This window comes from Psychromonas sp. Urea-02u-13, from assembly GCF_002835995.1.
In the GTDB taxonomy this organism is placed as follows: Bacteria; Pseudomonadota; Gammaproteobacteria; order Enterobacterales; family Psychromonadaceae; genus Psychromonas.
This window is the reverse complement of sequence record NZ_PJBZ01000091.1, coordinates 1-14,171: the sequence shown is the minus strand read 5'-3', so window position 1 is coordinate 14,171 and position 14,171 is coordinate 1. Positions and strand designations below refer to the sequence as shown.

The following is a 14,171-nucleotide window of genomic DNA, read 5'->3' as shown; positions in this document are numbered from 1 at the left end:
TTCACCCTTTACTAGATTCAGAAGAAACATCAATGTTTTTTGATAAGAACGGTCTTCCGTTTTTTTAAAATCTACATCTTCTACTAGGTCTACCTAAAGAACTTTCCGGCATAGATGCCGTAAAGTCTATACCCTCAACCATCTATTTATTAAAGGCACCGATGCCTCTATTAATATAATCCCTGCTTAATCTTCCATGGATCAGCACACGCAGTGTTAAGGGTTCGCCCTTTTGAATGCGTGTGCAAACCCACTACTACATAAACTTCTCAAGTCAGCATCACATTTAATACGATCAGCGCACCAAGCATATTCTGGTAAGTACTGAATCGCTGACTTATGCAGGAATGCTAATGATGGTTTTGGTCTTCCTGGTCTAACGTATAAATTAGGGTTCTTTGGTACGTCATCCCATTTAGTAAACAACTTATCAGGCATGATGAATGATCCCCACAGAGCAGTCATTTTCGTCCATGGAGAGCCATAAAACCAAGGCTGATACTTGTGTAATGGTTTGCCTAAACGCTCTTGTAATCTCCCCTTTGCAGGGTTTTCAATTACCCACCACTTAGGATTAGCTAGCTTGATAATACGTAAACAGTGATCCACTAAAAACATACCTTTGTCTAAATCACCTATTTTATCAAATCCACCAGCAGTGCTGAATTCAGTGCATACAGGGTTTGCAATAATCCCATGCACATTAGCTGGTGGCATATAGTTCTCAACCCCTATGGCCTCACCGATCATTATAACTTCGTATGCAGGGTCTAATTGATAGGCTCTTGAGTCACTGCCTATGTCAGCGCACAGGTGCAGGATTATTTTCTTCTTCATGGTAACTGCCTTATTGATTGAATAAGGCAGCAGCATAGCAGCTAGTAATAAAGAGACATAATATGATGCGAGCAGTAAAAATAATTGAAAATAAATTTAATGGGCTGTAGGTACTCTGCACTTACCTCAACAGCAGTTATCAGCTCCAAAATGACGTACTAATGCACGTACAACTTGTTTGAAAAAGATTAGGTGTATTTACTTGTTAAAGGCAGTGGTATAGCTGTGTTGACTACATGTCAGGAGGTGTGTAGATTACTGGTCATAGCATTTACACCTGCAATGGCAAGTCCGATCAGCGTTAGGAATGTGATTATAAATACCCCCTAGTAATAACCGTTACTAAGGGGATCAACTTTTATAGTTACTGACGTTGAAACCATCTTGAAGATACCAACTATCAGTGACTAACTCAATGTGAGATTAGCCATGCAAACTACCTTAGTAAACCTCAATCAAGACAACTCAATTACCACCACTTCAAAAGTTATTGCCGATTCATTCGATAAAGAACACCGCCATGTAATGGTACGTATCCGCAATATCATTGAAGATCTTGAAGCCAGTGGTAAAAGAGGAGATGTATATTTTAAGATTACCTCTTACACTTCAGATCAGAACAAAGAGTTACCTTGTTATGAGATGAACCGCGATGGTTTCACATTAGTAGCAATGGGGTTTACTGGTTCGGATGCTTTGCAATGGAAGATAGGTTACCTTAATGCATTTAATAAGATGGAAGAATACATTAAGAGTGGTAAGCAAACTGAACTTACTTTAGTTGATAAGATGCGTGAAGATACTGAAATGTTAGAAGCGAGAGCTGATAGAGAAGAAGCAGAACAACGTCTTTACAACCTGCAACAGAAAGGTGCTTTCGATACTGTGCAACATGCACTTAAGATGGCCGAGCTATTCAACAACCCGATTGATATTAATGATCTTATCACCCGTGATTTATCAACTACACCTGCACCGATATTACGTGACTTAAAGATTAACCTTGCACCGCAGATTCAGCAGTTCGGAACATTAGATACTGATCGTAGTTCACTAGCCCACCTATTAGATCTTCATGGTTTTGATATGACACCTGCTAAGTTTAACGCAGAGTTCTTACGTCCAATGGGATTCTTATCTGATAACAACAAAGTTATTAATGGTGGTAAGTATTACGGCACTAATGACAAATCATCTTCTGCTAAAGGCACTACCCAACCTCGTTGGTTCGATCATCGTTTTGCTGAGTTAATTGAACATGTACAAGAGCAATTAACATCTAAGTAATCATCTTTCACCGCTACCATGGATGGTGGCCGACATTAGGAATAGGAAATGTTAGCTGGTATTAGAAAGTATAACCGCCAAATGCGTAGTGACTTATTGAAAGAGGTTATTGCAGTTATAGGTGTAGAAGAACCATGGATCACCGATGTTGAAGTGCGCCACACAGGTAAAGGTTTTATAAACATGACTGTATTTACGGAACACAAAGATATTGAGTTAGTTGGGTTCATTCATCCCGATGAGATAATGCTACTGCCTGCTTAACTTCACTTGGTTCAATTACTATTAGCTAACTTCGGTTAGCTTTTTATTTGGAGTAACAAACATGCACAATCAAACGATAGCAGACATTCACGGCCAACCATTAAGTCTTATCACCAGTTACATGCAACGACTAAATTCAGTAGACACAAAAAAGCCCACTTGTTCAAGGTGGGCTGATTAAAAGGTTCTTCCACTTTATACATCATCTTTTTACGGTGGCAACATTTACCATATCTTCAAACACAGCAACTAACTCGTCATTATCAGTTACAAGTTTAGACCTACTAATCTTAATCGGCATGGTTAGCCCGGTTACACTTTTAAATAATAGGTCTAACATTCGTTGAGCATCATCAACATTTATCTCTACTTGGTTTAATTCTTTCTTCGCCCACCCTTTTACATGATCAACATCACCCTGATTTAACTTATATAAACCATGCAGTGGTAAGTCATGCTTGATAGCAAACTCTTTTAAATTCGTGGTTTCATGTGTCTTGCCATCGGGCGCAGTGAACAGATAACATTTACTCACGGACAATTACCTCGCTGTCAGAAACGAATGCTAATAACACTCTTTCAATACGGCCAACATTAATGGTTAATGTGAAGATATTACTAAGCTCTGGCTTCACATCAATGCTATCAATTGCCGATTCATCTAAGCCCGTTAGCTCTTCAATTCGATTATGTATTTCTGCTATCTGGTTTTGGTTGAACTGGTTCATGGGTTGCTCATTAAAGTTAAGTTATAACGCGATACTAGCAGCTAATTTACGGGCAGTGTTAACCTTTAGTGACCTTTGGTATGGTTTTGTATATTTGGACTACTTGAGGTTTAGGTATTGGATATTTAGCAGATTGGCAAAACTCGTTAATTCTCCCCTTAAGGAAAAATAAGTCCTTTTGTATATTATCGGTGTTATGAAGATAGTATTTAGGCTTGGTTTAGTATTTTGGAAAGTGATTTTATTTGTCTGTTTTACAAACTAATCAGTGTTATTGGCTGTATACCCAGCGGTAATACTCTATAAGGCAATGCAGTTGTGAGGGCTAGCCAATCTGTGGCTTAGAATGGCTTACAGGGCGCTGTTATTTAGTACCTAAATTATATTTATCACGTATACGTACCACGGTAGTATTAGACGTTAACCCTTGTTTCTTTGCTACTTCACGCAGAGATAACCCTGCTTGTAGATCTTCAATGATAGCTAATGTCTGTTTGATAGTTGGATCTGTTAAAAGTGTCTCAAGTGCTTTCTGGTTCATTGGTTTGTATCCCTTATAAGTGAGCGTCCTTGCTCATGATTAGTTACGCTGTTTTCTATTCTTTTTCAGCTTTTTTCTTATCGGCTCTAGCTCTAGCTTTATCTGTAACTTTCTTCTTTTCTTTAGCCTCTGCTTCATCACGTTCAGTACGTTCAGCAATAGCTTTAGCAACTGGCATCTGTTTATCTGAGCGAACATCATGTAAAACCTTAAGCATCTCTAATAGTTCCTCACGACTAAGAGCAGATGGTTTACTTAATAGTTCAGTAAACTTAGCTGTATTTTCAATGATTTCTTCTGCTTGGTAAGTCGGTGGATAAAGAACAGCTTTAACCTTTGCTTTGATCTTAATCTTATCTTCATCACTGGCTTCACCAGTTGGTGCTAGTAACAGTACAAACTCCTGTACTAACTTCTTCTGATCCTGTTTACCTTCTTTCATCAATTCATAAACATTTGTGAAACCAACTAATTCACATACTTTCATCTTACTACAGAAGTTAGGCAACTGGCGGTAGTTGTAGAATGTTTTAGAATCAACTTTCGGGAATTCTTTTTTTATTCCTGAGGCTATCCAAGCACCAAACTTAGTATCACCATCTGTACCTTCATCGAATGTTGCACGCGCTTCATTACACAACACACCAATGTCATACTTAGCTAGTTTCTTCTGTTCAGAAGAGTAAGTAGGATCAACTGTGTAGTTAGCAATTGTTAGTTTTTCAAGGATGGCAGTAAGAAGTTTTGCTGGTTGAGATGTATCTGTCATTAGTGATTAACCTATTTTTAGCACCTCGTATGGGTGCTTTATTTTGTAAAGTGCACTTTATTTTGTTGATGCACTTGCTCTTTTCCGAGCAGAGTACACTTTAAATTTTATAGGTAAACACCTCTAATTGAGTATTTCATTGACATCAAAATCATGGTCACTGATATCTACTATGGAATCAATATCATATTCGTTTATATCTAAATCATCCTCACTGTTGATCCACTCATTTAATCGACCATCTTTAGCAAATAACATAAAAGCAGTCTTATCTTGCAACTCTTTCTGCTTCACAGGGCAATGGTAGATACTCCCTGATTTGATGACTTCACCACGCACCATGTAAATGTGAATTGATCCCCATCTTTTATTATAAAGACTAATCAATATCTTTGAGCGCCCATGCTTATGTATATAAATACTTTCAAAGGTACGTCTAATTAATTCACGTTTACCATAAACATCATCAGGGATAATTGCACTTGGTTTAGTGGTGGTAACATTAGTTATTAATGCTTTCTCATATTCAGCTTGCTTGGTTTGTGCTTCTGCCTCTAATGCTTGCAACATCTGAGCGAGTGCCATTGATGGTGCTACTGCCATCATCGCTTTCATATCTTCTAATCGTTGCAGTGCATCGGCTACAGCTAGCTTTAAAGCAGTACTGTTATCTTCTTCTGCTTCAACTGGATTCCATACGATGAAACCAACGGTATCTAATATTGCTTGTTCGATAGGTTCGGCCAGTGCAGAGAAACCGCTACATACTGCTTTATCATGCGATCCTCTATTACAGCGCACTGTCGTTTTATTTCTACCATCTGAGCTACTAATAATAGGGCCATAACAAAACCTACATTTACATATTTGTAAGCCTGTAATGAATGTTTTCGGATCACCATTTACCCGTGAGTGGCTTCTACGCTTCTTAGCTTCTACGAATTGGTAATACTTGGTTTCTGGTAATATTACTGGCATATAGTCAACAAGTGCATAGTCAATACCATCTAACTTAACGGAGTATTCACCTATTAATGATCTGTGTTTATGCAGTCTGCTGATAGTGGAATACTTCCATAAACCATCTTTACAATGCTTTGGTGGTGTCACATTATCATTCAGCCAATTAACTATTTTAGTTCCACCAATACCGCTAATGCTCATATCAACAATGGTTATGATTGCAAGTTTATAAGCCTCATGCACTTTGATTGTGCCGTTACTGTTATCAATCCACCATGGCAATGTGCCAACGGTTAATGAAATTGGGTAACCCTCAGGCGAACGGATGCCCTCTTGGTGATTAGTAATTTGTGATAATGCAGAGCTAATAGAACGCTTAGACTTTGTAGCACTTTCATTGTGTGCGCGTTCAAAGATGATTGTACTTACAATATCGTCACCCGCATCATGAGCTTTGTATAGCTTTGCATCCAGTTCGCTATAAATAGAGATACCGGCATTCGTAAGATCAAGGTAAATCTGTTTTGCAAAACCTAACTTTAGTCGTGACAACCTATCAAGCGAGTAAACAACAAGGATTGAACCACTGGCAACCTCACCTGCTTTGATAGCTGACAAGAAAGCGCCTAGCTCATGATTAAGGTGATCACCTTTATAGGCACTCTTGCCCTCGTCGCTCATGGCTGTATCTGAGATTGGTAAACTATGCTTTACACTCAGCTTAGTGATAAGCTCTTGATTGTGTTGCATTGACATACCAGTACCATCAAGCTGTTTAGCTGTTGATACTCGCGCATAGCTGTATATTTTTGGTTCCATGTTCTAAGCTCTTTTGTGAAGTCACGGGATAATATAGCAAGTACACCTACAAGACAATTGGTGTGGCGTTAGTTCCCCCTTTAGCGGTAACCGGCATTGGTTTAGGTTGGCTTGATTTTCATGTCGCTTGGGGGGCTTTATTACTCTTTTTAACCAATTTAGCAGGCATCGTATTAGCGGCTGCATTAACCTTTTTAGCCCTCGGGTTTGCGCCATTTACACGCGCTAAAAAAGGCTTAACCATTGCTTTCTTTGCGGTTGTATTAGTCAGCGTACCTTTGGTATTTAGTTTTATGCGTTTATCCGATGAATCCTCTGTTGTGCAACAGTTGGAAGGTAAAATAATCGGTCAAGTAACCATTCGACAAGTCCATGCGCGTGCGGTTCAGCCCTTAGAAATAGCCGTTAAATTAGTTACTCCTTCGGCGTTAACCAATGCAAAACTTGATACCATCAAAGCGCAGATTGAAGCGCAATTACAACGTGATGTAATAATGGAAGCACAGATAATCATCAGAAGATAAGCACCATTTACAGTCGTATTTCAAGTCAATGAGTGATTAAATTCCCCGTCACTCGTTTTATCAATGCTGACAATATTAAAAGATTTATTACTTAAAGGTTTATTCATGTTCCAAGATGCTCAATGTCTGCCCATTCTTTATTCTCTGCAAAACTGTCCCTACGCCATTCGCGCGCGTTTCACACTGTTTAAAGCAAAACAAAAAGTATTGATTCGAGCGGTAAAACTCAATAATAAACCCAATGAAATGTTAATCGCCTCTCCTAAAGGCAGTGTGCCCGTATTAGTGGTGAATGAGACTCTCATATTAGAGGAGAGCTTAGCGATTATGCAGTGGGCGCTTGCAAAGAATGATCCTCACGACTTATTAGAGGAAAAAAATAAACAAGCACAGAGTGAGATGGTGGCGCTAATAAACCATTTTGAAAGTCATTTCATTCCGGCTCTTGAGGCCTATTGTTGCGCTAAGCGTTACCATGAAGATAATCTTGATCTCTGTCGAGATGCCTGTGAGCAACAACTAGGATTGTTGGAACAACGTTTATCGACACATCATTTTTTATTTTCTAACAATGAAAGTCTATTCGATATCGCTGTCTTTCCCTTTATTCGGAAATTTGCACGGGTTGAGCGTCAATGGTATTTGAATAGCCCCTACCCTAAGCTTCGTAACTGGTTAGACAGTTACTTGCAAAGCCCTACTTTCACTAAAGTAATGGCCAAGCATGAGCTGTGGCTAGACAATAACAAAGCGATAGTTTTTGGCGAGTAATAATAGGCTTTGTACTATGTGGCTTAATTAAATGGCTGAAATTGCGTAGCAAAAATTGATAAAAACAAGGCGTTTGATTGAGTAATAGCTGGCTATTGGGATTGAAAATAACGACATTTTCATCGATTTTAACCAGCAAGATAGATCATGAGTTATACCAATCGAATTTAATAAGTGATCAGTCTTGCTAGTTTAAATGAACGACTTCTGCGTTGTGAATTTTATGAAGGGAACAACCATTCATTGCAATTCACGCCTTGATCTCGTTCATTTATCCTGCGTAATACAAGATCACAAATTTAATTCGTTTGGTATTAAGCGGATTGGTTATTATATTCAGGATAATCCGTTAACCCTATTTCGGCCCCACCAAAGAGTGTCTCGGGATTGTGCTTTGCTAAGGGGTAATTATTTTTAATTCTTAGTGGCAAGTCTGGATTTGCTACAAACGGACGACCAAAAGCAACTAAGTCTGTATCTCCTGCTGACATTGCTTGTCGTGCTTTTTCAGTATTATAACGGCCCGCATAAATAAGAGTGCCTTGAAACACCTCACGCAATGCTTGTTTAAATGTGGCTGGTGTCTCTGGCGCATCGTCCCAATCTACTTCGGCAATGTGTAAATACACAATGTTATGTGTATTGAGTAAGGCAGCTGCTGCGATATACGTTTCAATTGGCGTATCATCAACGGTGCCATTCAGTGATGTAAACGGAGCAAGGCGAACGCCAACACGCTCAGCGCCAATCGCATTAACCATTGCTTCAACCACTTCGCCTAAGAAGCGTAATCTATTTTCAATCGCGCCACCGTATTGGTCTGTGCGTTTATTCGCTTGTGAGTCGATAAACTGATTAATTAAATAACCATTTGCGGCGTGTAATTCAATACCATCAAAACCGGCTTCAATGGCATTTAATGCGGCTTGGCGATATTCACCCACAACATAATCAATATCCGCCTGTGTCATTTCACGTGGAATGGCAACATCAACAAACCCTGGCCCATCGGTCCCGTTATCAATAAATACTTTTACGTTTTCAGCTTTGTGTGCAGAAGATGAAATGGGCTGAACGCCACCGGTATTATTCGGGTGAGAAACGCGGCCAACATGCCAAAGTTGTGCAAAAATAACACCTCCATTGTTATGCACTGCATCTGTTGTTTTTTTCCAACCTGCAATTTGCTCAGGCGTATAAATACCCGGCGTCCAAGCGTAACCTTGGCCTAAGGCTGATATTTGTGTGCCTTCAGCGATAATCAAACCTGCAGAGCTACGCTGTGCATAATAATCCGCCATCATTTGGTTTGCGACATTGCCTGGTTGTGTGGCACGAGAGCGTGTCATGGGAGGCATAACAATGCGATTTTTAAGGGTAAGATTACCTAGCTGTAAAGGTTGGAATAGTGCGTTTGTCATTATCTGTTTCCTTGGCGGTATTTAATGTTTATAAGCACACTATACACAGCCAGTAAAACGCAATAAAATTATCATTGGTTATTATAATGATAATTTTATGTAATGAAGAGGTGTTAAAAGAACAGGATTAAACGTTTAAAGAGGTACGGCTAGTATGACGACCAATACGATAAGCATCCCAAATAGCGATTAACCATAATACCCCCAGCGCAGAGGTAATGAAGCTTGCAGTTTGTGTATCCATGCCCATTGACTGATTTGATATGAGTTCAGTGATGGCAGGTACCGTTAACGGTATATGACCGGATTCAATTTGCTTGAGAAGCGCATCTACTTTATCGAGCAGGTCGATGCTTAAAAAATAAAAAGCTAATAAAAATGTACTCACTAACGCCATACCTGTCGGGTATTTTTTTAAAAACAGATGCCCTGCACCAGGAAAAACAAGTGCCGATAACAAAGCCGCTTTCATTGCTATTTTCATTCTAAAACCTATGTAAATTAATGTAGAAAAGTAATATATGTCTCACGCTCACACATAATAAGTCATTGAAGATACGCCAAATAAGCGTAAACAAAAAGAGATTATCGCTTCAACGTATTTTGTTTTATCACGTGAAGCCATGTTAGTCATAATGGTGAGCACACCATCAATATAAAGTGTCTCACGTATGCCAGACAATTAAGATCCTATTTGGACCTTTATCCTGGTTAAACAATTCAATTAAATCGCCTGCCTTTCCTGTCTAATGACAAGCCTCCCATCAGTCAATTTAACAGCGCTATTTAACGTCATATTTTACAAGGATAAAGTATCTTCTTCTGACAATGAAAGGTAATATCTCTGCGCTAATTTAACTTAGCAATTCTCAGGGCGGGGTGTGATTCCCCACCGGCGGTAAGCCTTTTAGGTAAGCCCGCGAGCGCTTTATTATTTACACTCCCAATAATAAAGGTCAGCAGATCTGGTTTAATGCCAGAGCCGACGGTTATAGTCCGGATGGAAGAGAATACAAAGTGACGTTGATACTGCAAGTATTAAACAACGCTTAATTCACATCACCTAATATTAGGTGATGCATTTCTAATGCCCTGATTCTGGTAACTATTTTTTAAAGGAAAATACCATGAGTCAGTCTCTATTAAGTTTGTTCGGTGATGCACATACACGTGCATTTAATGCTATTGAGTCGATTAAAAACGGCGCTGGCGTGTTGGTGGTGGATGATGAAGACAGAGAAAATGAAGGTGACTTTATTTTTGCTGCTGAAACATTAACCACTAAACAAATGGCAATGATGATCCGCGAAGGCAGTGGCATCGTTTGCTTATGCCTACCTAAACAAACCACTCAAAAATTGCAGCTTCCACAAATGGTTGAGAGCAATACAAGTCAAAACAAAACCGCTTATACCGTGAGCATTGAAGCAAAACACGGCGTCACTACAGGCGTTTCGGCAGCCGATCGTGTCACAACCATAAAAACAGCGGTTGCAATAAATGCTAGCGCAGATGATTTATCGCGCCCAGGTCATGTATTCCCTTTACAAGCCGTTGATGGTGGTGTACTGGTTCGCAGAGGGCATACAGAAGCCGCCGTTGATTTAGCAAAATTGGCAGGACGCTCAGCAGCAGGTGTTATTTGTGAGTTAAGTAATGCAGATGGCTCAATGTCGCGTTTGCCTGAAGTGGTCAAATTTGCACAAGCTCATCAAATGCCCGTAGTGAGTATTGATGATTTGGTCAATTATATTTCAGCTCAGCAACAACAGGTAAGTTAGCTTTAACTAATCAACTTCTGCATTGCAGAGGTTGATATTTATGTTTTTGTAGAAACAATGACCTCTCTCAGAAAGTCATTTTATGATGATATTCCAATCGCATTTTTCAGCTAAGCCTTAACTTTTCTAATAATAAGCTTGATCAGCCTTGCTGGTTTTCATTATCCGTTAAACATCCCGATACATTACTTGTTTGTTATCTCTATGCCGGCTTTGAACAGTTTTCCGTTACCTCACTGTAAATGATGTCGTAAGATATAAATATGAGATATAAAGTATTAATTTACTTGAGATTTCCCGTAACATTGTCGCTTCAACACTGTTATTTGTTTTGCTTAGTAACACCTTCTTTTTGTGTTTCAGCAGTGATCTTTTGCTTTATATTTTGGTGCACAATGAAAAGTTATATCTACAAAGAGGTTAAATACTCGCTTACTTATGGACACTCTTTTACGGCACAAGGCATGGCGCGCGCTAAAAACTTTATTATTAGTATGCTAGAAAAAGGAATACCACCCGTCTCCATGCATCTGCTATTTTGCCCCGAGGGATTTATTTGCCATAATTCTAAAGCTAATGGACAAGTATTGATGGTTAAGGAGTCAAACGGCGGCAGTAAAAAATATTGGGTGAGTAAAGGCAAGGCGATTGATAATAAACTTATTTCAGTATTAATAACGGTATTATTTCTACTCGCCATTCTTTCGCAGTTATAACGCGAAAAGCGAAGAGCCCTTCTATTTCGCGACTGCGATATCTTATTTTATATTAACCATGGCTAATTATTAAACTAGACCATGGTTAGTAACACAGGATTATTAAGCGTATAAACGTTTTGCTTTTAATAACGCCCCTAATACCACAGAACTAAAGGCATCTGCGACGGTAATTTTTACCTCAGGATAACGTGTTGCTAACGCTTGTTGCACAAGCGGAGAAAGCCCCATTCCCCCCGTTAAATAGATAATTTCAGGATTTTCTTGTGCTTCCTCGATTGTTTCATCAATCATGATAAACATTTTTTCAAGCCAGTTATTCATGGTCAGTAAAACCTGATCTCGTTGAATATTCACCTCTAATGCCTGTTCAATAAACGTCAGCGAAAGTTCTGCTTGCGGTTTATCACTTAAATCTATTTTAGCCAACTCAATAGCATGCATCATTTGATGTGTCAGTCGCCCCTGTTGCACGCTCTGTAAACGGGTGAGAGGCACGGGATCTGTACTCGCTGCAATGTAGTCTTTAATTGCTTTAGCACGTGCAGGAGCGTAAAAATCGCTCATCTCTGGCATGTTATCAATCGCATAAGCCCCAAAATAGAGCATGTTAGGAATTGCACGTCCATCCTTAGTACGACCACCACGGCCGAACAATGGCGAAACGATGCCACTTGCTAAATCTTTATCACTAACAATACCGCCCTGTCGGATACCTTTGGTAGCATAGATGTCTGCATCTCTATCCAGGTTATTGGCTTTGTCTTCACTTAATAAACAAAAAGTAACGTCCGAAGTACCGCCTCCTAAATCGACAATCATAGATTTAGTCGGTTGTTTAATTTTTTGTTCAAAGTGATAAGCAGCAGCAAGCGGTTCATGAATAAACTCAACCTGTGAAAAACCGGCTTTAGTCGCAGCGCGTAACATCAATGCTTCAGCTTGCTGATTGCCTAATTCACCCATGGTAGAGTGGTAATTTACTGGCCGTGCGATCACCGCTTTATTGATAGTCAGGTTGAGTTGCTTTTCAGCACACTGCTTAAGATAAGAAAGAAAACGTACCACTAAGGTTTCAAAATTATCTAATAAACGCTTAGGTATTTTTGCCCCTAGAAAGTTTTTAGGACTGTTTACATAACGCCCTTCATCCGGTGTTAATAGAAAAGCGTTAAAGCCTTGCTCTCCAAATAATATTTCTCCTGAACTTAACATATCATTTAACGTTTGTTCATTTGCTTTGGCGTTACTGCTAACAGATCCAGTTTGATTATGTGCTAAATAGATTGCAGAGCGGATTTTAAACGGATTATCACTATTTTCATCAACAGCAATAAGTGTTGGTTCATTATTAACCCAAGCGGCAACGGCACAATTACTTGTACCAAAATCAATACCAATAAAGTCAGCGGTCATTAGGTTTCCAGGTGCATAAAAAGAGGGGCGATATTATATCTTAATAGGTTATGAATACCTATGTTAGCGGTAAACTTTTTTAGGAAATATATTTTTAACTCGATGGGTTATTTCTGAGTGCTTGGTAATACGTTGGGGAAATCAGAAGAATGGTACTTGTGAGTATACTAAGGATGCTGTTTGAGGGGGAAACGAAAAGATTGTTAGTTGGAGAGTTAAGTATGAAGTATAGATGTCGTGCGGTAAAACTTGGCAACCCAGCTATCTCATAGAGACCTGTGGCTTTCCGTCCTAGATTCACATCTAGTTTGGCAAAGTTTATTCAAATAGAATACAAGTGATACGCTTATTATTTGAATCTAACAAGCGTATCAGTAACTGCCCAATGAATCACAATGAAGTAATCTGCACATTAGTGCTAAAGATCACTGCAACTACAAGTGACAGCAGGCAGATGTTTTAATTTATTTTCGTTAAATAATAAAAAACCTGTGGTTATCATATTTATCACTTCACTTTCTTTAAGAGTAATATTTTTTTCAAATATCCAGCCCGCACAGCCATAACCCACAAGCGGTAAATCATCAGGGGTAATGCTTGGATCATCTGCGATTTCTAAAATTAATTTTGACGATGTACAGGACAAACACCAACTATAATGATTAATAGTTCCCTTTCCTGTAATTTTCTCACCAAGGTTAATCTCACCTTGAGCACCATTTTTATCTATTTTTATGTTCATTGTTTTCACCTAATGTAGTGATTTTTTAGTTGTGCAAACAGAAAACTTTAGCGCTTCGCGTGTTTGCCAATACAAATCACGCGATTATTTAACTAAAATAATCAACCATAAACGCAACGATGTGCTCGACAGACAAGTCTTTTAATACATGTTGTGATGATGCACTAATATCCCCCGCTTTATTACCAAAGGCGATATCTACATGATCAGGTTTATCATCGTGTAGTAGAAAAACAATTTTTTTATTAAGCGGAATACAATCAACACTAATGGCTTCTGCGTTCATTCCCTGTTGACGTAAGGTTTTATCCATAATGCCGATGACAGTATCAGTGCTTTTGTTTTTTTCATAAAACAGATCATTAGCGACAGCAACACGCTCAGATAATAATTTCAGTGGTTCTCTCATCTTTACTTAACTCTTATTGAATTGATTTAGAGAGCACTATTATCTATTAAATTTAAAATGACTAAAACAACTAGTTGATTACAATGAGAATTGATACACGATTAAGCAGGCGGAATAATAATTATGTTAAGAATATGTCACGTTACTTGGATGCATACGTAGAAGGAGAAAAGGCACTTAGTC

The 14,171-nt window shown here is 38.9% G+C and carries 18 protein-coding genes and 2 riboswitches; of the genes, 6 read left to right on the top strand and 12 right to left on the bottom strand.

Annotation, left to right across the window (positions count from 1 at the left end; all coding sequences use genetic code 11):
- Positions 1-216: 216 nt before the first annotated feature.
- On the bottom strand, positions 217-837 hold the full coding sequence (locus CXF74_RS22245) for a hypothetical protein (RefSeq protein WP_198552906.1): 621 nt from the start codon (positions 835-837) through the stop codon (positions 217-219).
- 429 nt (positions 838-1,266) lie between these two features.
- Here CXF74_RS22245 and CXF74_RS17405 point away from each other — a divergent pair, with 429 nt between their 5' ends.
- Together CXF74_RS17405 and CXF74_RS17400 are read left to right on the top strand one after the other, a co-directional pair.
- Positions 1,267-2,124 (top strand): Rha family transcriptional regulator, encoded by an 858-nt coding sequence (locus CXF74_RS17405; RefSeq protein WP_101083801.1) that lies wholly within the window; start codon positions 1,267-1,269, stop codon positions 2,122-2,124.
- Positions 2,125-2,172: 48 nt separating this feature from the next.
- Complete coding sequence (locus CXF74_RS17400) at positions 2,173-2,388, top strand: hypothetical protein (protein WP_101083800.1); 216 nt, start codon at positions 2,173-2,175, stop codon at positions 2,386-2,388.
- 202 nt (positions 2,389-2,590) lie between these two features.
- On the opposite strand, the gene CXF74_RS17395 is transcribed toward CXF74_RS17400, so the two are convergent.
- From CXF74_RS17395 to CXF74_RS17380, 5 genes are all read right to left on the bottom strand, one after another.
- Positions 2,591-2,923, bottom strand: a complete 333-nt coding sequence (locus tag CXF74_RS17395) for a hypothetical protein (protein WP_101083799.1) — start codon at positions 2,921-2,923, stop codon at positions 2,591-2,593.
- Complete coding sequence (locus CXF74_RS17390; RefSeq protein ID WP_101083798.1) at positions 2,916-3,116, bottom strand: hypothetical protein; 201 nt, start codon at positions 3,114-3,116, stop codon at positions 2,916-2,918. Before CXF74_RS17390 ends, CXF74_RS17395 begins: the two co-directional genes overlap by 8 nt.
- A gap of 364 nt (positions 3,117-3,480) precedes the next feature.
- Positions 3,481-3,657, bottom strand: coding sequence for a helix-turn-helix domain-containing protein (locus CXF74_RS22025; RefSeq protein WP_157822442.1), 177 nt, complete (start codon positions 3,655-3,657; stop codon positions 3,481-3,483).
- A gap of 55 nt (positions 3,658-3,712) precedes the next feature.
- Positions 3,713-4,426 (bottom strand): hypothetical protein, encoded by a 714-nt coding sequence (locus tag CXF74_RS17385; protein WP_101083797.1) that lies wholly within the window; start codon positions 4,424-4,426, stop codon positions 3,713-3,715.
- Between the two features lie 123 nt (positions 4,427-4,549).
- Positions 4,550-6,208 (bottom strand): recombinase family protein, encoded by a 1,659-nt coding sequence (locus CXF74_RS17380; RefSeq protein ID WP_101083796.1) that lies wholly within the window; start codon positions 6,206-6,208, stop codon positions 4,550-4,552.
- A gap of 62 nt (positions 6,209-6,270) precedes the next feature.
- Between CXF74_RS17380 and CXF74_RS17375 the strand changes: the two genes are divergently transcribed.
- Together CXF74_RS17375 and CXF74_RS17370 are read left to right on the top strand one after the other, a co-directional pair.
- Positions 6,271-6,732: a DUF389 domain-containing protein gene (locus CXF74_RS17375; RefSeq protein WP_232772567.1), complete on the top strand. Its 462-nt coding sequence runs from the start codon at positions 6,271-6,273 to the stop codon at positions 6,730-6,732.
- A 105-nt stretch (positions 6,733-6,837) separates the two neighbouring features.
- On the top strand, positions 6,838-7,503 hold the full coding sequence (locus CXF74_RS17370; RefSeq protein ID WP_101083815.1) for a glutathione S-transferase: 666 nt from the start codon (positions 6,838-6,840) through the stop codon (positions 7,501-7,503).
- 314 nt (positions 7,504-7,817) lie between these two features.
- Here the strand turns inward: CXF74_RS17370 and CXF74_RS17365 are convergent, their stop codons facing one another.
- The 3 genes from CXF74_RS17365 to CXF74_RS22020 all read right to left on the bottom strand — a co-directional run bounded on the left by CXF74_RS17365 (position 7,818) and on the right by CXF74_RS22020 (position 9,606).
- On the bottom strand, positions 7,818-8,924 hold the full coding sequence (locus CXF74_RS17365) for an alkene reductase (RefSeq protein WP_101083794.1): 1,107 nt from the start codon (positions 8,922-8,924) through the stop codon (positions 7,818-7,820).
- Positions 8,925-9,051: 127 nt separating this feature from the next.
- Positions 9,052-9,408: a hypothetical protein gene (locus CXF74_RS17360; protein WP_101083793.1), complete on the bottom strand. Its 357-nt coding sequence runs from the start codon at positions 9,406-9,408 to the stop codon at positions 9,052-9,054.
- Positions 9,409-9,456: 48 nt separating this feature from the next.
- The gene (locus CXF74_RS22020) at positions 9,457-9,606 is read right to left on the bottom strand and encodes a hypothetical protein (protein WP_157822441.1); all 150 of its coding nucleotides are present in this window, start codon (positions 9,604-9,606) and stop codon (positions 9,457-9,459) included.
- A 179-nt stretch (positions 9,607-9,785) separates the two neighbouring features.
- Positions 9,786-9,940, top strand: a riboswitch (FMN riboswitch).
- A 111-nt stretch (positions 9,941-10,051) separates the two neighbouring features.
- Between CXF74_RS22020 and ribB the strand changes: the two genes are divergently transcribed.
- Both ribB and CXF74_RS17350 read left to right on the top strand, forming a co-directional pair.
- A complete protein-coding gene (ribB, locus tag CXF74_RS17355; RefSeq protein ID WP_101083792.1) occupies positions 10,052-10,705 on the top strand; it encodes a 3,4-dihydroxy-2-butanone-4-phosphate synthase in 654 nt (217 codons plus the stop codon).
- Positions 10,706-11,100: 395 nt separating this feature from the next.
- Positions 11,101-11,421, top strand: coding sequence for a hypothetical protein (locus CXF74_RS17350; RefSeq protein WP_101083791.1), 321 nt, complete (start codon positions 11,101-11,103; stop codon positions 11,419-11,421).
- Between the two features lie 102 nt (positions 11,422-11,523).
- On the opposite strand, the gene yegD is transcribed toward CXF74_RS17350, so the two are convergent.
- From yegD to CXF74_RS17335, 3 genes are all read right to left on the bottom strand, one after another.
- The gene (gene yegD / locus CXF74_RS17345) at positions 11,524-12,837 is read right to left on the bottom strand and encodes a molecular chaperone (RefSeq protein WP_101083790.1); all 1,314 of its coding nucleotides are present in this window, start codon (positions 12,835-12,837) and stop codon (positions 11,524-11,526) included.
- Positions 12,838-13,085: 248 nt separating this feature from the next.
- Positions 13,086-13,160: riboswitch (cyclic di-GMP riboswitch) on the bottom strand.
- Between the two features lie 95 nt (positions 13,161-13,255).
- A complete protein-coding gene (locus tag CXF74_RS17340; RefSeq protein ID WP_101083789.1) occupies positions 13,256-13,579 on the bottom strand; it encodes a hypothetical protein in 324 nt (107 codons plus the stop codon).
- 88 nt (positions 13,580-13,667) lie between these two features.
- Positions 13,668-13,988, bottom strand: coding sequence for a hypothetical protein (locus CXF74_RS17335; protein ID WP_101083788.1), 321 nt, complete (start codon positions 13,986-13,988; stop codon positions 13,668-13,670).
- Between the last annotated feature and the right edge of the window lie 183 nt (positions 13,989-14,171).